At 59.0% G+C, this 17,208-nt stretch carries 14 protein-coding genes and 1 pseudogene; 7 read left to right on the top strand and 8 right to left on the bottom strand.

Annotation, left to right across the window (positions count from 1 at the left end; all coding sequences use genetic code 11):
- Positions 1-3 precede the first annotated feature (3 nt).
- Positions 4-828: a hypothetical protein gene (locus tag GOX53_RS24905; RefSeq protein ID WP_171181212.1), complete on the bottom strand. Its 825-nt coding sequence runs from the start codon at positions 826-828 to the stop codon at positions 4-6.
- Positions 829-906: 78 nt separating this feature from the next.
- Here GOX53_RS24905 and GOX53_RS29595 point away from each other — a divergent pair, with 78 nt between their 5' ends.
- From GOX53_RS29595 to GOX53_RS24925, 6 genes and pseudogenes are all read left to right on the top strand, one after another.
- Positions 907-1,311, top strand: a complete 405-nt coding sequence (locus tag GOX53_RS29595) for an aldehyde dehydrogenase family protein (protein ID WP_217351919.1) — start codon at positions 907-909, stop codon at positions 1,309-1,311.
- 16 nt (positions 1,312-1,327) lie between these two features.
- Positions 1,328-1,579: pseudogene (locus tag GOX53_RS30365) on the top strand (aldehyde dehydrogenase family protein); the annotation flags it as partial.
- Positions 1,580-1,637: 58 nt separating this feature from the next.
- A complete protein-coding gene (locus GOX53_RS29605; protein ID WP_217351920.1) occupies positions 1,638-1,880 on the top strand; it encodes an aldehyde dehydrogenase family protein in 243 nt (80 codons plus the stop codon).
- 369 nt (positions 1,881-2,249) lie between these two features.
- Positions 2,250-2,516, top strand: coding sequence for a hypothetical protein (locus GOX53_RS24915; RefSeq protein WP_171181214.1), 267 nt, complete (start codon positions 2,250-2,252; stop codon positions 2,514-2,516).
- Between the two features lie 218 nt (positions 2,517-2,734).
- A complete protein-coding gene (locus tag GOX53_RS24920) occupies positions 2,735-3,142 on the top strand; it encodes a universal stress protein (protein ID WP_171181216.1) in 408 nt (135 codons plus the stop codon).
- Between the two features lie 109 nt (positions 3,143-3,251).
- Positions 3,252-4,307 carry a zinc-dependent alcohol dehydrogenase family protein gene (locus GOX53_RS24925; RefSeq protein ID WP_254446763.1) on the top strand — a complete coding sequence of 352 codons (1,056 nt, stop codon included), beginning with the start codon at positions 3,252-3,254 and terminating at the stop codon, positions 4,305-4,307.
- 343 nt (positions 4,308-4,650) lie between these two features.
- Here GOX53_RS24925 and GOX53_RS24930 read toward each other — a convergent pair whose 3' ends face one another.
- The 6 genes from GOX53_RS24930 to GOX53_RS24955 all read right to left on the bottom strand — a co-directional run bounded on the left by GOX53_RS24930 (position 4,651) and on the right by GOX53_RS24955 (position 13,901).
- Entirely contained in the window at positions 4,651-5,775 is a 1,125-nt protein-coding gene (locus GOX53_RS24930) for an ABC transporter permease (protein WP_171181217.1), read from the bottom strand.
- Positions 5,776-8,472: a ribosome-associated ATPase/putative transporter RbbA gene (rbbA, locus tag GOX53_RS24935; RefSeq protein WP_171181219.1), complete on the bottom strand. Its 2,697-nt coding sequence runs from the start codon at positions 8,470-8,472 to the stop codon at positions 5,776-5,778.
- Positions 8,469-9,464 carry an HlyD family secretion protein gene (locus GOX53_RS24940; RefSeq protein WP_171181221.1) on the bottom strand — a complete coding sequence of 332 codons (996 nt, stop codon included), beginning with the start codon at positions 9,462-9,464 and terminating at the stop codon, positions 8,469-8,471. Before GOX53_RS24940 ends, rbbA begins: the two co-directional genes overlap by 4 nt.
- 209 nt (positions 9,465-9,673) lie before the next feature.
- On the bottom strand, positions 9,674-10,633 hold the full coding sequence (locus GOX53_RS24945) for an IS5 family transposase (protein ID WP_171181223.1): 960 nt from the start codon (positions 10,631-10,633) through the stop codon (positions 9,674-9,676).
- A gap of 80 nt (positions 10,634-10,713) precedes the next feature.
- Complete coding sequence (locus GOX53_RS24950) at positions 10,714-13,380, bottom strand: HAD-IC family P-type ATPase (RefSeq protein ID WP_171181225.1); 2,667 nt, start codon at positions 13,378-13,380, stop codon at positions 10,714-10,716.
- Positions 13,381-13,463: 83 nt separating this feature from the next.
- Positions 13,464-13,901, bottom strand: a complete 438-nt coding sequence (locus GOX53_RS24955) for a hypothetical protein (protein WP_171181226.1) — start codon at positions 13,899-13,901, stop codon at positions 13,464-13,466.
- Positions 13,902-14,126: 225 nt separating this feature from the next.
- On the opposite strand from GOX53_RS24955, the gene GOX53_RS24960 reads away from it, so the two are divergent.
- A complete protein-coding gene (locus GOX53_RS24960) occupies positions 14,127-15,881 on the top strand; it encodes an alpha/beta hydrolase (protein ID WP_254446765.1) in 1,755 nt (584 codons plus the stop codon).
- Between the two features lie 189 nt (positions 15,882-16,070).
- Here the strand turns inward: GOX53_RS24960 and GOX53_RS24965 are convergent, their stop codons facing one another.
- Entirely contained in the window at positions 16,071-16,379 is a 309-nt protein-coding gene (locus tag GOX53_RS24965; protein WP_171181230.1) for an H-NS family nucleoid-associated regulatory protein, read from the bottom strand.
- Positions 16,380-17,208 lie beyond the last annotated feature (829 nt).

The following is a 17,208-nucleotide window of genomic DNA, read 5'->3' on the forward strand; positions in this document are numbered from 1 at the left end:
GTGTCACCAGAACGGAGGAAATTCGCGGAGAGGATATTGGTTGCTGTTCGGCTTATCGAGCGGGTGCGGATAAGCGGCCTGTTTATCCGGTATTCTGGCCAGCCTGTCTTTTCTGAGCAGGGTCAGTTCCAGCAGCGGCGGGACACTGCGACCCAAAATCTGAACCGGCGCTGTGATCGTGTTCGGATGCAGATGGCAGATCACATGATTCTGGGTCAGAAGCTCAAGGAAGTCACTTAGTTTTCGGCGGTTAGGGTCCAGTAAACAGTCGTCGATCGTGTGCAATTCGATGGCAATAATTCGGAACCGGTCGAGTATGGGTCGCGGCGTAGAGGGCAGCACTTCGTACTCGGCGCCCTCGATGTCCATCTGAAGCATCAAATCGCCCTCAGCCGGCGCCGTTCGCGCAATCCAATCCGCCATTGTCATGAAGTTTTCGACGGGACCGTCTCCGATCATCATCTGTTCGAACTGCATGTTCGAAGCAAGGCAAGAGGGGGGCTCGACCGTACCGTCGGCCAGAAAGCAGGGAATGTCACGTCGGGAAATATCCAGATCGAAACCGATGGTTTCGTCCACGCCGGGGGAATATAGCGCAGCCAAGCCGTCGAAATCGTCGGGAAGCAGATAGCCGCCGTCACGTTCTGGACCCACGCGCACCAGTTCCTTACCGCAATCCATCGGCTGGAACTTCTTCAGAAGCTGCAGGATCTCCACACGGTCGTCTTTTGAGAAAAGCATCTCTCTTTCGCGGGCGGCTGCGTTTTTTTTGCTTTCCTCACGCTTGAACAGGCGGCGGCGATTCCAGCGGGAAATCATGCTTCTCATTGCGGGCCCTTCGTGAAGTTATTTCGACGCTCAGGCATCGCCGTAGCGGGTCACGCGCCTTCGATCGTGACGGACACCATGTCCGTCGTCAGAGATTTTCGGACAAAGCGCAGTTTCGTAACGGAGGCTTTGGTTCGGCTTCTGTTTGACATTAGGCGGCAGCAGATTGGTGCTGCAAGCGGCGTTTCTGGAGGGGCTTTTCTTGATCTCCTCTTTTATCTTCCCGTCTTCAGCACAGCTAGGGATGGGACAACCATCTCGGTCAGCAATCCAGCCTACGGTGAAGTAATTGCAAAGGTCGCCAATTGTTCGGTTGCAGATGTCGAACGCGCCGTGGTCGTCGCAGATGCGGCATGGGACGGCTGGAAGACCCATTCTGCGAAGGGAACGGTCAACAATCCTTCGCCGCTGGTTCGAGCTCATCATCGAAAACACGGAAACTCTGGCGGCAATTATGCCGCTGGAGTAAGGCAAGCCCCTTAAAGAAGCGGCAGGCGATGTGGCATATGGCGCTGCATTCATCGAACGGTTTGCGGAGGAAGCCAAGCGCATTGATGGGACAATCATTCCCGGCCAACAGCGCGACAAGCGCATTTCGGTGCTGCGCCAACCAGTGGGCGTCGTGGTCGCGATCACGCCCTGGAACTTCCCAATTGTGATGGGCACCCGAACATGCTGCCCGGCGCTGGCGACGGGCTGCCCGGTTATAGTGAAGCCAGCTTCCGCAGCACCGCTTTGCGCTTTTGCTCTTGCTAAACTCGCCGAAGAGGCAGGTGTGCCTCCTGGCGTTCTCTCGGTTGTGCCATCCAATGATTTCTCACGGCGTGGGAGAAATCCTGACCAAGTCCCCATTAGTGTGCAAAGTCAGTTTTACAGGCTCCACAGAAGTGGGCCGCATTCTGTTGGAGCAATCCGCCAGCACGATCAAAAAGGTCTCGATGGAACTGGGCTGGAACGCCCCGGTCGTCGTGTTTGATGACGCGGGTATCGATCAGGCAGTTGCAGGCACAATCGCTGCGAAGTACCGCAATACCGGCCAGACCTGTGTCTAAGCAAACCGGATTTTGGTGCAGTCCAGTGTCTATGATGAATTTGTTGAGAAACTGGCGATGTTGGTTGTGCCGGACCGTTCGCGCTTGATGCAGTCTGCAGAATGGCGACCAAACCGGTTATACGCCAGACGAATGCTGGAGCTATTTCAAAGCTGCCGGGTATGCCTCCGGTTAAAAGTCGTATGCTCTAAGTGTCTGTTTCACTTATTCTACTCATAACCTGGCGTTGTGAGGAATACCGTTCGCTCTGAGGGGAAAGGTTTTCATTTGCCACGCTCGGAAAGGAAGGATTTCGGGGCATTGATCTAAATTAAGGCAGGTTTCGCGGTATCGTGGAAAACTGGTCAATCAGGGAATGGGGGATGCTCGATGCCAAAAGAGACACCGAAATCAGATTACCTCACTTCCCTTGTCTGCGTTTTCAAGCAGATGCTGGCTCCGGTTTCGGTGGGTCCCGTCCTGGGCGCCCAGATTGAACAGTTCTCGGATGCGCTGGGGAAAATGCCGGAACAAGCAGAGTTTTCGCTCTGCATTGGTTCCAACGGCGTCATGAGGCTGTCCGCTTCGCACTCAAGGCAGCGCGCTCCGCGTTTTCTGCAACCCCAGCCGATCCATCGAAAGCCGAGCAGACCGTGACAGAGGGGCAGCGCCGCTCAGCAGAACGCATGATCGCAGACGCGCAGGAGTGCATCGAAACTGGAGCCCTAGACGCAGGTACACCGCCGAGAAACCGATGGATGACGTTGCAAGTGCCGCAAAGAAAGGGGGAGATCTTCGGAGTCTGATTCAGCCTAGAGTCCCTGCTGCTGCGAATGTCAGTCAGAAATCATCGGGCGCATTAGAAAGGAGTTCACATGTACAAGAAGATCCTGGTCCCTGTGGCACTGGATGGTGATCACAATACTCAGGCGTCCTTTGAGGCCGCGCGTTTGTTGGCTGACGCTGATGCCAGTTTTACCGTGCTTCACGTGCAGGAACCGATCCCCGCATATGTAGCGTCACAGATTCCCGAAGACGTCTTTGCGAGAACGCGTCACGAGATTCAGGAGAATCTGCATCAAAGTGCATCGGTATTTCCGGGCGCAACGGCGCGGCTCATATCGGGTCATCCGGGTAGGGCGATTGTCGACTTCGCAGATGAGAACGATATCGACTGCATCGTTATAGCCTCGCACAAACCCGGCTTCGAGAACATCTTTCTGGGGTCAACTGCCAACAGAGTTGTTCACCACGCAAAGTGCTCGGTTCATGTGATCCGTTGAACCAGATCATCCTTGGAGACGTTCCAAATGCCGGAAGGATGGGTTTGCCAGCACGACCGGTCTCGAGACTTATCGGCCAATAGAACATCAAGCGTCCAGGTGGGCCACTATGCTGTGGCTACAGGAGGTCCAACGCACCGAAAGGAAATGTTGTTTGCGAGCAATGGTATTCGACGGAAAAAGCTCCGAGTTGCAACTCAGCGTGCTGCCTATCCCCGCGCCGGGCGCGGGTCAAGTGCAGGTGCGCGTTGAGGCCTGCGGCGTTTGTCGAACGGATCTGCATATCGTGGATCAGGACCTGAAAGATCCTGTTCTTCCCCTGATCCCGGGACATGAAATCGTCGGTCGCGTCAGTGAATTGGGTGTTGGTGTCGACGTGTACCAGATTGGCCAGCGGGTAGGTATCCCGTGGCTGGGGCACACATGTGGTACTTGTGACTATTGTCGATCTCAGCGCGAAAACCTGTGTGATGCACCGGGGTTTACCGGCTACACAATTAACGGTGGATATGCAGAGTATTGCGTCGCCGACTCCGGTTTTGTTTTCCCACTCCCAGAGGACAAAAGAGCTGAAGAACTGGCACCTCTGCTATGTGCTGGTCTGATCGGCTACCGCAGCTTTAAGATGGCTGGTAATCCCAAGAGCTTAGGCATCTATGGATTTGGCGCCGCCGCGCACATCCTATGTCAGGTTGCCAAGTCCCTCGGCATCGATGTGTATGCGTTCACAAGGGATAACGACTGCGGAGCACAGCAGTTTGCTTTGGAACTGGGAGCGAAATGGGCGGGAGGCGCTTCTCAAAACGCTCCGGTCAATTTGGATGCGTCTATTATCTTCGCCCCCGTCGGCGCTTTGGTTCCCACAGCCCTCAAGACAACCCGCAAAGGCGGGCGCGTTGTCTGCGGCGGCATTCACATGAGTGACATACCAAGCTTTCCCTATGCGGATCTTTGGGAGGAACGTTCAATACGCTCGGTTGCAAACCTCACCAGAGAAGATGGTGAAGAGTTCTTTGAGTTGGTTTCGCGGGCTTTGATAGAGATTAGGGTAGTAACGTATCCGATCGAACGAGCGAACGATGCGCTGGACGATCTGCGAAACGGGCGTCTGCAGGGCGCGGCGGTCCTTACCGCTTCAACGACCGAAACATCTGTCGCTTCGTGACGTTTAACGTGCTCGCGCCGCTCTTGGAATGCCCCCATCGGGTGGTCCGGATTGATTGTTAGTGCATCGTGGGTCTGGACTTGCCCCCAACGCTGGACCAAAGGCCTGAGCGTTTTTTTGTTTCTAAGCCATTGGGTGGCAGGTGGCCCCAATGGATTTCATGAACTTCAGTCTTACTTTGTGAGCTTCAATTCAATCGATCCAAAGGTTGGGCCTGCACGGGACAGGACTGAGATCCCCATGGGTAATTTATACGGATGCAATCGGAAGAAAACCGGACGGGCTTGCCCAGTAACTTTGCGAACGACCGACAGCCTATCGAACCGGCATTGGCTGAGCGACACTAGCTCTCGTGCACAACCGATTTCCTGAAGCGCAGAAGACTTGTCGTCAAAAGTGTGGCTCCCAGCAGAGCCATCCATAGGAATTCCGGCCAGACCGTCTCGATCCCGGCCCCCTTGAAAACAATCGCCTGGCTGGCCGACATGTAGTGGCGCGAGGGCAGGATCAATGTGCCGACCTGCAGCCATTCGGGCTGACCCTCAATCGGGGTTTCTCCACCCGACAACATCAACATCGGCAAGATGATCAACATCACAAGAAGCGCGAATTGCGCCATGGAGCGCGCGATCGTCGCCAGAAAGACCCCGAGCGCTGTCGCGGTGAAGAGGAAGAGCGCCGTGCCCAGGAGAAAGAGCGTCTTGGACCCCGAGATGGTAATCCCCAACGCGCCCTGCATAACGAATGTCAATGAAAGCCCCGCCGCGATCAAAACCACCGCTGCGTTGGCCCATATCTTGGCCACGGCGATGTCGAACGGGTCAAGTGGCATCGCCAGCAGATGTTCGATTGTGCCGTGCTCCCGCTCGCGGATCATGGCCGCACCGGTGAGGATCGTGGTCAGCCACATAATCTGACCAATCAGCGCGACGATGCCGGCAAAGCGCACCGTGTCACGATTTGGATTGAAGGCGCTGCGCAGGATGATCTCGACCGGCGGTGGTGCCAGAACATCAGCGCCGATTGCAAAACGGTTGATCTCGGCACTCAGGATATTCGTGATATAGTTCGCGCCAATCCCGGCCTGTTCCATCGCTGTCGCATCGATCAGCACCTGGATCTCGGGGATACGACCGGCTCGCACGTCTTTCTCGAAGCCCGGCGGAACGGCGACGACAAAAATGAACCGCCCCGCATCCATATGGGCCGCGCCGGAGCCCGGCTCGATCTGGACAACAGGCTGGAATTCCGGGGCAAAGAACTCGGCGGCCAGCGCCCGCGAAAGCGGTGAGTTGTCCTCGTCCGCAAATGCAATCGACGCGTTGTTAACCGAGCTCGCCACCCCGGTTGCCTCCATGAGCGGCGACAGCGTGAAGGACCAGACGAGCAACGCCATCATCACCCAGTCTCGACGCAAACTCATCATCTCTTTCAGGCCGAGCCAGAATATGCAGGACACACGTCGCATTCACTTCTCCTGCGCGCGCAGCGAAAGCGCCGCGACGAGGGTGAAGGCTGGCCCAAAGCAGGCCAGTGCCAGAATGTCAGACGCAAGTGCCTCCCATCCCAGGCCTTTGGTAAACGCACCGACATTCAGATGCAGAAAATAGGAGGACGGCCAGAGCGAGCCGATTATCTGCGCTCCGCCCTCAAGCGTCGACACAGGCTGCAGAAGGCCAGAGAACTGGATCGTCGGGACAACAGAAGCAATTGCCGTGGCAAAAGTGGCCGCCACCTGGCTGGATGTCATCGTCGCAATGAGCAGCCCGTAGGACGTGGTCGCCCAGACATAAAGAAATGCACCAACCGCGAGCGGCACGGGATCGCCCTTGAGTGGCACGCCGAAAAGAAAGATCGTCATACCCGCGAGAAGCAGAAAATTGACGTAGGCGATGGCAATATAGGGGAGCTGCTTGCCAATCAGAAATTCAAACCGTGTCGTCGGCGTCACGTAGAAATTGGTGACCGAGCCGAGCTCCCGTTCCCGGGCGACGCTGACCGCCATGAGAACCGCAGGCAACATGATCAGAAGGATTGCGGGCATGGCGGGCGCCATCGCGGCGATGCTCTCAAAGCTTTGGTTGTAGCGAAAGCGGGGCTCGATCCGGGCGATCTCGGTCGGTTTGGCGCCGCTGTCCTGTGCAAGCATGCCCAGAAACGTCTGATGCAGCCCCGCCACGTACCCTTCGACTGTCTCTCCCTTGAATGGGATCGCACCATCCACGGTCGCCAGCACTTCGGTCGGCTCGCCCGCGCGCAGCTTGCGCCCGAAATCGGGCGGTAGCTCGACGACGAGCGAGACATCTCCCGCTTTCAAGCGGGCGCGGCCTTCTTCGGCGCTTTCCAATGGCGGCGTCGGTTCGAAGTACCGTGATCCGGCGATCTCGGAAATGTAGGCGCGGCTTTCAGGGCCTTGCGAAAGGTCGAGTACCGCGAAACTGAGTTCATCGATGTTCAGCGTGATCCCAAAGCAAAAAACCAGCATCAGAATTGCCGATCCGAGGAAAGCAAAGGCCAGCCGTACCCCGTCGCGCATTACCTCGACGGTCTCACGCCGCGCATAGGCGAGTGTACGACTGAGGCTGCCCCAGGATCCGGTCTTCGGGCCGTCTATTGTGACGTCGGGCGCCGCAACCTGCGTCGGCGGCTCTGCGGCTTCCAATATGGATATGAACGCGCCTTCCAGGCTGTCGGCCTGATCGGCGGCAATCAACTCCTCGGGTGTCCCCTCGGCGAGAACCCGGCCCGCATGCATGAAGGACACCCGGTCGCAACGTTCCGCTTCTCCCATGAAATGGGTCGAGACGAAAATCGTCACACCCTCCTTGCGCGATAACTCCAGAAGAAGGGCCCAGAACGCATCGCGAGCCTCTGGATCCACGCCTGACGTCGGTTCATCGAGGATCAGAACCCTCGGACGGTGGATGACCGCTACAGCCAGGGACAGACGCTGCTTGATGCCCAGAGGAAGGTTGGCCGCCAGCGTGTCCATGTGTGTGCTCAGGCCAAAGCGGTCCGCTAACTCGTCGATCCGAAGCTCCTGATCCGCTATTGCAAAAATGCGGGCGTGCAGCCTCAGATTCTGGTAAACGGTCAACTCGCCGTAAAGCGAGAACGCCTGGCTCATATATCCGATCTCGCGGCGCATCTCGCGACTATGTGCATCGACTGGCCGGCCAAAGAGGGATGCCTCTCCCGCGCTTGCGGGCAGCAGGCCGGTTAGCATTTTCATGGTCGTCGACTTGCCACATCCGTTGGAACCGAGGAAACCGAAAATCTCACCACGTTTGATCTCGAAATCCACGTGATCGACGGCGGTGAAATCTCCGAAGCGTCGTGTCAGCCCCCGCGCAGTGATAACCGGGCTTGCGTCGATCTCTACCATGGGGGCCTGATCAGGCGCGCCCTGCGGTTCCCCACGCGCCTGCAGCCGCCGATAAGCCGCTTCGAGGTCTTTCGCCTGACCTCTCAGATCCTCCGGCTTTCCCTGAAAGAGCGCGCGACCGGCATCCATCGCAATAATCCAGTCGAAACTCTGAGCCTCTTCCATGTAGGCTGTCGAAACCAGAACCGACAGTTCCGGGTTTTCCAAGCGGATCGCTTCGATCAGAGCCCAGAATTGGCGGCGCGACAAGGGATCGACCCCGGTCGTGGGTTCGTCCAGAACCAGAAGCTTCGGATCATGGATCAGCGCGCAGCACAGGCCGAGTTTCTGCTTCATGCCGCCGGACAGTTTGCCCATCAGACGATCTTCGAATGGCGCTAGCCCCGTTGCTGATAATAGCGCTGCAATCCGGGTGTCGCGCTCTGCCTCGCCCTGCCCAAAGAGGCGCGAGAAAAACTCGAGGTTCTCTCGCACCGACAGCTCCGCGTACAGGTTTCGGCCCAACCCCTGGGGCATGAAGGCGATCGCCGGGCAAATACGTCGCCGATGTCTGGTATCCTCGATCGGTCCGTCGAGGACTGTGATCGTTCCTGTTTGCAGCTTCTTGGCTCCGGTGATCAGACCCAAAAGCGTCGACTTGCCGACCCCATCCGGCCCGATGAACCCGACGAGCTTACCCGCGGGCAAATCCAACGACAGTGCATCGAGCGCAACGTGCTTGCGATAGCGGTGCGTCACGCGATTGATGCGGAACGAGGATGGATTTGCCCGCGCGTTCATTCGAACAATTCAGGTGGAATACGCCGCTCAAGCGCCTCCGGCCAGGCGCTTTCCCGGTTCAGGCGGATCACGGCGACACCGCGCAAGCCGGTTTTCACGTGCTCTATCCGACCTTGGATCAACTCCTCAGGGATGCGGACGCGCACTCGAAAGACCAACTGTTCACGCTCGTCGATTGTTTCGACCTGTTTCGGAGTGAACTGGGCTTCCGGAGAGACAAAGGTCACGCTTGCGGGAATTGCGTAATCCGGCAGCGCGTCGAGCACGATGCGCGCGTCCGCTCCGATGGGCAACAACCCCGCCTCACGCGCCGGAAGGAACACCTCCATATAGACGTTTTCAAGGCTGAGAAGCGTGAGAATTGGGCCGCCGGTCGCGACGACCTCACCGGGCTCTGCCAGTCGATAGAGCACGCGCCCGGGCACCGGCGCTGAGAGAGCGCTATCCTCGATCTGCGCTGCGATCCGTCGGGTTTCCGCTTCGGCTGCCGCGATCCGGGCATCTGCGGTTGCAACCCGCGCCTTCGCCGCGCCCAGAACCGCTTCGGCGACTTCGTGCGTGGTTTCACGTTCCTCAAAGGTGGTTTCGGAGATGTTGTTTCCGGCCAACAAAACCGTTGCGCGATCTAGCTCTTGCGCCGCGCGGCGCCCTTCACTCTCCCGCTGGACAACCACTGCCTCGGCCTCTGCCTTCGTCTGGCGCGCCAAGGCGACTTCGGCCTCTGCGCGATCCAACGCGGCCGCCAATTCATCCGTATCCATTTCAACGAGAATGTCGCCTGCCGATACCAAGCTGCCTTCGGAAACCATGACCGTTGCGACGCGACCGGCGATGGTAGGTGCGATTTCGATCTGTTCCGCCTCGATCCGGCCATTCCCCTGAACAAAGCCCGATGGTAAACCTTCACCGTTCTCCCCGACGAACACATAAACAACTGCGCCCGCAAGCAGCAGCGCAATCGCAGCAAGAGCTGACACTGTCATTTTGTTCATGATGCGGCGCCTCGCAAATGACGACAGATAAGAATTTAGCTCGGACCTTGGTCGCACGCCTTGCGTTGAATCAAAGAGATGGGGATCGTCAAGTGGTTCTGAAGGTGTAGACGCCCCCGCTGGCCTCGCGGTGCCATTGTGGGTTTGCTAACAATCGACCGTGTTGCACGGATCAATAGTGAGGCGAATTTGCCCCATACTCCATCGTTTCAGAAGGCGCGTCCATATTCCGCACGACCGAGAGATGTCATGCGGTTGAGCGCCTTTGATGCGATTTTCGCCTCAGCTATCTGACGGTCGAAGTCTCGCGCTTGCAGGCGATCACCGATAACCTGCTTCCATCTGCCGATCTGGGCCTCAACCTTTGATCGCTCGTTGTATCCCGTCTCAGTTTGCCGGTTCATTCTGCCATGTTCGGCGATGGCATCGATGTGTTGATTGCGCTGTGCATTCTCGCCGCGAACTGCGTTCTTCGGCGGAGGGACAATGATCTCTATCCCGGACCCGAACCTGTCCTCCAGGCAGTCTACCACCCCCTGGCCGTCATACCCTCCATCCGCCAGAAACCGGCTCACATGGGCATCAATTTCAGTGAGCAAATCTGGCAACGCCGTTTCATCGCCCACATGTTCCGTGGTCAACTCCGCTGCGGCGATGTCGCCCGTTTCCTGATCAAGGGCGATATGGAGCTTGCGCCATGTTTTGCGGGCCTTCCTTGTGCCGTGTTTTTCTTCATGCCAGCCATTGCCGCCACGCACTTTCAGGCCCGTGCTGTCCACAATGAGGGTGATTGGTTTACTTGCAGCTCGTCGGTTTTGCGCGATCCTCAGCCCCTGGCCACGTCGCGACAAGGTCGAGAAATCCGGAACCACAAGGTCAATGCCCATCAGCCTGGCAATTGATCGCATGAAACCCTGAGTTTGCCTGAGCGGAAGTCGAAACACGGCCCGAAGAGTGAGGCAAATCTCAATTGCCAGATCGGAGTAGCGTGCCTGGCCGCCGCGTGTCTTGCGGCGTGGTGAAGCCCAGTTCTCCACCACATCTTCAGAAACCCAGATTGTCACATCGCCCCGCTGCCGAAGACTTTCGTTGTATTCCGAGCAGTTCGTGACAGGGTACTTTGCCTTGGGAAACTTGTCGCGACGGGCATCATTGAATTTGTAGGGCATCTACCGTCGCTCGCGTCTAGGTGAACGTTGGCGATACCGTGGCTCGGCGATCCATGCAACAAGGTCCTTCATTCCCATGATCAATAATCGGCAGTGACGGTGAGACGTAGCTGTTTCTCAATCTCAAGGATTGCGAAGAACACAAGTCCCATAACGACAATCAGGATACCGTCCTGTAACGCCACGGCCGTTGTGCCGAGGATCGGTTGTGCCACGGGTGCGTAGGTCACCAAAAACTGTGCTACTGTGGCGATCGCGACACTGATCCATACCGCAGGTGTACCTTTCAGCGCTTTCAGAGTGAGCGACGTGCCAAACACATTCCGAATGTAGAACAGGTGAAAGATCTCCAGGACGACCAGCATGTTCATCGCCATCGTCTGCGCCAGTTGCAGCGGATATCCTTTTTCGAGCGCATAGGTGAACAGCCCGAAGATCGCCGCCAGGAAAAGGCCGGTCACGAAGATCACGTGCCAGACAAGGCTGCCTGTCAGCAGCCCCTCGTTTCGCCGGCGTGGCGGGCGCAGCATGCTGCCGGCTTCGGCAGGTTCATAGGCCAGCGCCAGGCCCAGTGTCACTGCAGTGATCATGTTGACCCAGAGGATCTGCACTGGCGACACCGGTAAGGCGGACCCCAGCAGCAGCGCTGCGGCGATGGTTGCCGCCTCACCGGCGCTGGTCGGCAGAACCCAGCTGATGACCTTGCGGATATTGTCCCAGACAGTACGCCCTTCACGCACAGCCGCGGTGATCGAGGCGAAATTGTCATCCGCCAGGACCAATTCCGCGGCCTCCTTTGCGGCCTCGGTGCCGGTGATGCCCATGGCGACGCCGATATCCGCACGTTTGAGTGCCGGCGCATCGTTCACACCGTCCCCTGTCATCGCGACGACAAGATCATTGGCCTGCAATGCCCTGACCAGGCGCAGCTTGTGCTCAGGAGAGGTGCGGGCAAATGTATTGGTTCCCGTCGCAGCGGCTGCAAGCGTTGAATCGTCCATCCGTTCGATCTCGGCCCCGGTCAGGATGGTGCCGGGATTACTCAGGCCGATCTGCCGCCCAATGGCGGCGGCGGTTCCTGCGTGATCGCCGGTGATCATCTTGACGACGATGCCGGCCTGATGACATTCGGCCACCGCCGCGATAGCCTCGGCCCGCGGCGGGTCGATCAACCCGACCAGCCCGATCAGAGTCAGACGCCCCGCGGGATCGGTCCGCAGCGCATCCATCCTGGCTTCGGGGATCTGCGCAAAGGCCAGCACGCGCTGCCCAAGCTCCGCGATGCGATCCGCCTCGGCCAGCCAGAATGCGGTGTCGAGCGGCTCGTAGCCCGAACATCCGATCTGCAAGGCACACATGTCGATCATCCGTTCCGGAGCACCCTTGACCAGCGCCAGCCGCCCACCGTTGGAGCGTTCAACTAAAACGGCCATGTAGCGGTGCCGCGCATCGAAGGGGATTTCGTCGGTCCGCCGCCAACCTGCTGACGTTTCGCCGGCCTTTGCCGCAAACGCGAGAAGCGCGCCCTCCATCGGATCTCCCTCGATCCGCCATGTGCCATTCGAGGCGTGCAATCCCGCATCGTTGCACAGCAGGGCCGCGCGCGCGAGCTCTGCCAACGTGCCAACGGCCTCGGTTCCGTCTTCCTTGCGGATTTCGCCCTCGGGGACATAACCTTCGCCGGTGATGGTGAAACGCCCTTCTGCCGTGAAAGCCGAGGCCACCATCATTTCGCTGCGTGTCAGCGTACCGGTCTTGTCGGTACAGATGACCGACACGGCCCCGATGGTTTCAATCGCCGGCAGGCGGCGTACGATCGCATTTCGCCTGGCCATGGCCTGAACGCCCGCCGCAAGGGTGATCGTCATTACGGCCGGCAGCGCTTCGGGGATGGCGGCGACCGCCAGGCTGACCGCAGCCATGAACATCGCCTCGAACTCGATGTGCCGCACCGAGTATCCGAAGGCCAGCAATGCGGCTGAACTCAGCAGGATCAGAAACGTCAGCCAGCGCGCGAACTTGTCCATCAGAACAACCAGCGGCGTTCGCAGCCCTTCGACATCGCTCAGCATGCTGCTGATCCGGCCGATTTCCGTTTCCTGCCCGGTTGCAACGGCAAGCCCGCGCGCCGTTCCGGAGGTGACCAACGTGCCGCTGAAGGCCATCGAGATACGATCCCCGAGGGCGGCATCGACCGAGACCGGATCCGTGGCCTTGTCTGCAGGCAGGGATTCACCGGTCAGGATCGCCTCCTGGACCTGCAGCCCGTTCACCTCGATCAGGCGCAGATCGGCGGCCACGCGGTCGCCCGGTTCAAGCAGGACCAGATCTCCAGGCACAAGCTGGTCCGCTGCGATACTGGTGCGTTGCCCATCGCGCAGAACCGACGCGTGCGGGGCCAGCATACGGCGGATCGCGGCCATGGCGTTCTCGGCGCGTCCTTCCTGAATGAAGCCCATGATGGCATTGACCAGCACGACCGCCAGGATAACCCCGGAATCCACCATGTGGCCCAGCATCGCGGTGATCGCCGCGCAGGCGATGAGCAGATACATCAGGACATTGTGAAAATGCAGGAGAAAGCGGATCACGGCGGGACGGCGCCGTGCCGCGGGCAACCGGTTGGGCCCGTGTTCCGCAAGCCGCCGCAACGCAGCGTCTTGCGTCAGCCCGGTCGATGGGGTGCCCAGCCTGCGCAGACACTCTTCCACGGGTTCGGAATGTGCGAGAGGGGTATCTGGCGGCATAATGAGTTCAGGCCGGTCACGACATCACATTCAAGCCAAAAGGTGCTTGGCTTGAATGGATGGGTCAGACCAAGGCGGCCGGATCAGACGGGCTCGGATTTTGTTGCTTTCGCGGCCTTTTTCGCGCCCTCAAGCACCTCTTCGGCCGCCTCGACTTCGCTGGCGGAGACATAGCTTGCACAGCGCTGGACCGTGTCCAGCCACTCGCGGGCATCTTCGACCATGCGTTCCATGGATTGCCGCTGCCATTCGGTGATGGTCTGCATCGCCTCGGCGGGGTTGCTGCCCTCGTCGCTTGTCGTCTTGCGTGCTGCGACCAGTGCGGTTCGCGTGGCCTCGTGGCGGCGTTCGAACCAATGGCGCATGAATTCCTCGGATTCGCCCAGCAGATGCTCCTGTATCTGCCAGAAATGCTCGGCCTGCGGCGCGATCATCAGGTTGGACCGCATCACGCTCTGCATGGATTTGAGGGTATCGGTATAAAGGTTCGTCAGATCGGTTGGGGGTGTCTTCTTTGCCATGGGAGTTTCTCCTGCATAAGGATCAAGCCTTGGTCTGAATCTGCCAGAGGTCAGCCCATCGATCTTTAAGCGAGATCAATAAGCGGTGTTCAACGGCGAATATCTGCTCAGCGCAGAGCGCGGGTCGGCGGCCCTGGGTTCGCCTGCTGATTTGTGTCAAGGCAAGGCTCATCATATCGGTCTATGTATCCAACCGGTCCCATCAAGATTGGGCAGGTGAAACGGATGTTGCGCGCCGACCACAAAGACCAAACCGAAAGCACGATCCTGCAAAGCTATGACAAGGCGCTGCGGGCCATCACCTCGCATTACACGGCGGGTCTGTCGCCCATCGCACTGGCGTCGGCATACGCAGACTGGGCCCTTCACCTGGCCACCGCACCAGGCAAGCAAGTGGAGCTGGTTGGGAAGGCGCTGAACAAGGGGATGCGGCTGTCGACCTATGCAGCTTGCAGCGCCGCCGCACATGATGCCGAAACGCCCTGTATCGATCCGTTGCCGCAGGACAAACGGTTCAGCGGAGAGGCATGGCAGGCATGGCCCTACAACCTGATCTACCAATCCTTTCTGTTCACCCAGCAATGGTGGCACAATGCAACCACCGGCGTGCGTGGCGTCACGAAACAGCACGAGGATGTGGTGGAATTCGCTGCGCGCCAAATCCTCGATATCTTCTCGCCGTCGAATTTCGCACTGACCAATCCCGAAGTGCGTGACCGAACCGTCGCCGAAGGGGGCATGAACCTTGTGCGCGGCTGGCAGAATTTTGTCGATGACTGGTCGCGCGTGGTCAGCCGCAGGCAACCGACGGGCACCGACGCCTATCAGGTTGGTGGGAATATTGCGGTCAGCCCCGGCAAGGTGGTCTATCGCAACCCTCTGATCGAATTGATCCAATATGCACCGACAACCGAAACGGTCCGGCCCGAGCCGATCCTCATCGTGCCCGCGTGGATAATGAAATACTACATCCTGGACCTCAGCCCCGAAAACTCTTTCGTGCGCTATCTGACAGCGCAGGGTTACACGGTTTTCATGATCTCGTGGAAGAATCCGGACGCCGATGATCGCGATCTGGGGATGGCCGATTACCGCACGCTCGGCGTGATGGCCGCGCTGGATGCGATTGAAAGGATCACCAAGGCGCGAAGGGTACATGCGATGGGCTATTGCCTGGGCGGCACCTTACTGGCCATTGCTGCCGCCGCGATGGCGCGAGACGGTGACACGCGTCTGAAGAGTTTGACCTTCCTGGCGACCCAGACCGATTTCACCGACGCCGGAGAGTTGATGATGTTCATCAACGAAAGTCAGCTTAGTTTCCTGGAGGACATGATGTGGGAGCAAGGATATCTGGACACACACCAGATGTCCGGCACCTTCCAGCTCTTGCGGTCGAACGATCTGATCTGGTCACGGATCGTGCATGATTACCTGATGGGTGAACGCGCCGGGATGACCGACCTGATAGCGTGGAACGCCGATACGACCCGGATGCCGTTCCGGATGCATTCAGAGTATTTGCGCCGTCTTTTCCTTCGCAATGAGCTGGCCGAAGGGCAATACATGGTCGGTGATCGCCCGGTCGCCCTCTCGGACATCCGTGTGCCGGTCTTTGTGGTCGGGACCGAGCGCGACCATGTTGCGCCCTGGCGATCCGTCTACAAGTTCCAGCTTCTTTCCGATACCGAAGTCACGTTTCTTCTGACCAATGGCGGGCATAATGCGGGCATCGTGTCCGAGCCCGGTCACCCGCGCCGCCGATACAGAATGACCACACAGGCGCATGATGCCTGCTACGTCGGGCCCGGCGATTGGTTTGCCCGGACACCTGCAACCGAAGGGTCTTGGTGGCCCGCGTTGGCGGCCTGGCTCAATAAACGATCGGGCAAACCGGCGCCTCCACCCTCAATGGGAGCACCTGATAAGGGGTTGTCACCGCTATGCGAGGCGCCCGGGCAATATGTGATGCAGGGCTAGGCAGACATGGCGTATCTGCAAAGTGTCAGCGACCGCGACGTCTGAAACGCTTGGACATCGGTTGCCTGATTTGACCACCCCCCAAGCAGGACGCGAGTCCGGCGCGGTGGCCGGACGCCGGCGATATCGTAGCACCTCGCCCCGATCAGATTGGAACGGCCGGCCGGCATTAGCTCACTCGTAGCGCGGTCAGATCTCCAGCGCGGTGATGTCTGTGCCACCGGCCAGGGCATCCATGACCCATTGCGGTTTGCGGCCCCTGCCCGTCCAGGTTTGATCCGGATTGCCGGGGTTCCGGTATTTTGACGCCGCCTTGGATCTGGCCCGGCCGCTACTCTTGCCCGCCAGGTCCGCCAGCGAGAAGCCGAACTTGCCGGCCGCCGCTTCCGCGGCCGCCTTTGCATCACTCAAGTCCTGGCGCTGACGCGCATCAAGTGCTGCGTCCACATCCTTGCGCAACTGCCTGAGCTCCGCAGCGGTCATCTTCTTCAGGTTCATGTTTCCCTCCCCATGTTTTTTGGCCCGTGTCCGGCGCCGTCGTTAACGATCTTTCGAACCTGTGTAAACGCTCCTCTGCGCGCAAGCAGGCTCCGCGGACGGCAAACTCCATCTCATACGCGGTCGCAGACTCAGGTGAACCGCAGATTGTTCCGTCGGAAAGTGGATCTGCGCCGGCACGGACAGGACGAACCCGGCGCCGCAGACCGCTCCGCCCAAGAACAGCAAAGATCGTGGACCGTGGCGCGGACCCCGCCCGCCATTGGGGTCTCGGGCAAGTGGTGCTCGTGGTGGTTTTCAGTTTGGTTGTCGCGGCTTCCTTCCGTGGCGCGCAGAATTTGATGGTTTTGCGCGCTACCGCGTGACTTTTGGATTTCGCTTGTTATATCCGATAAGTATCGCTTATCATATTTCATTGATTTCACCCGCATTCCGGCGCAAACTGCGCGCCATGATGCCTGTCGGTTTTCCTTAACCACTGGACTCGCGACGGCATTGGTCCAAAACCCGTAGACCCCTGCCCTGCCCGACACTCTGCCTCCACAAAATCTGATCGGCGCGCCGCCGCAGCGCTTTTGCTGTGACCGGCTGACCTTGAGCCGTCAAATTCGTGCGGGCTTGCGCAAGCGCCTCCGCCACGCGCTCTTTCAACCCATTGAGGTCAGAAACCGAGTGCGGCAGTTTTGGAAGCACCGCGGCCCTGTGTGCCGGTGCGACAGGCGCCCTGCCCTGGGTCGGAGCCGCGTCGCGCGCCGCCAAGACCGGTATATCGGCCAGCACAACGTTTTGTTCCGAGGCAGCGATTGCACAGGCTTCCAGAGCAATCCGC

The sequence above is a fragment of the Ruegeria sp. HKCCD8929 genome (assembly GCF_013031405.1).
In the GTDB taxonomy this organism is placed as follows: domain Bacteria; phylum Pseudomonadota; class Alphaproteobacteria; order Rhodobacterales; family Rhodobacteraceae; genus Ruegeria.

Coding starts and splice junctions, on each gene's coding strand:
- GOX53_RS24905 (WP_171181212.1), bottom strand. CDS start 828: ATGAGAAGCATGATTTCCCGCTGGAATCGCCGCCGCCTGTTCAAGCGT.
- GOX53_RS29595 (WP_217351919.1), top strand. CDS start 907: ATGTCCGTCGTCAGAGATTTTCGGACAAAGCGCAGTTTCGTAACGGAG.
- GOX53_RS29605 (WP_217351920.1), top strand. CDS start 1,638: ATGATTTCTCACGGCGTGGGAGAAATCCTGACCAAGTCCCCATTAGTG.
- GOX53_RS24915 (WP_171181214.1), top strand. CDS start 2,250: ATGCCAAAAGAGACACCGAAATCAGATTACCTCACTTCCCTTGTCTGC.
- GOX53_RS24920 (WP_171181216.1), top strand. CDS start 2,735: ATGTACAAGAAGATCCTGGTCCCTGTGGCACTGGATGGTGATCACAAT.
- GOX53_RS24925 (WP_254446763.1), top strand. CDS start 3,252: ATGCTGTGGCTACAGGAGGTCCAACGCACCGAAAGGAAATGTTGTTTG.
- GOX53_RS24930 (WP_171181217.1), bottom strand. CDS start 5,775: ATGCGACGTGTGTCCTGCATATTCTGGCTCGGCCTGAAAGAGATGATG.
- rbbA (WP_171181219.1), bottom strand. CDS start 8,472: ATGAACGCGCGGGCAAATCCATCCTCGTTCCGCATCAATCGCGTGACG.
- GOX53_RS24940 (WP_171181221.1), bottom strand. CDS start 9,464: ATGAACAAAATGACAGTGTCAGCTCTTGCTGCGATTGCGCTGCTGCTT.
- GOX53_RS24945 (WP_171181223.1), bottom strand. CDS start 10,633: ATGCCCTACAAATTCAATGATGCCCGTCGCGACAAGTTTCCCAAGGCA.
- GOX53_RS24950 (WP_171181225.1), bottom strand. CDS start 13,380: ATGCCGCCAGATACCCCTCTCGCACATTCCGAACCCGTGGAAGAGTGT.
- GOX53_RS24955 (WP_171181226.1), bottom strand. CDS start 13,901: ATGGCAAAGAAGACACCCCCAACCGATCTGACGAACCTTTATACCGAT.
- GOX53_RS24960 (WP_254446765.1), top strand. CDS start 14,127: ATGTTGCGCGCCGACCACAAAGACCAAACCGAAAGCACGATCCTGCAA.
- GOX53_RS24965 (WP_171181230.1), bottom strand. CDS start 16,379: ATGAACCTGAAGAAGATGACCGCTGCGGAGCTCAGGCAGTTGCGCAAG.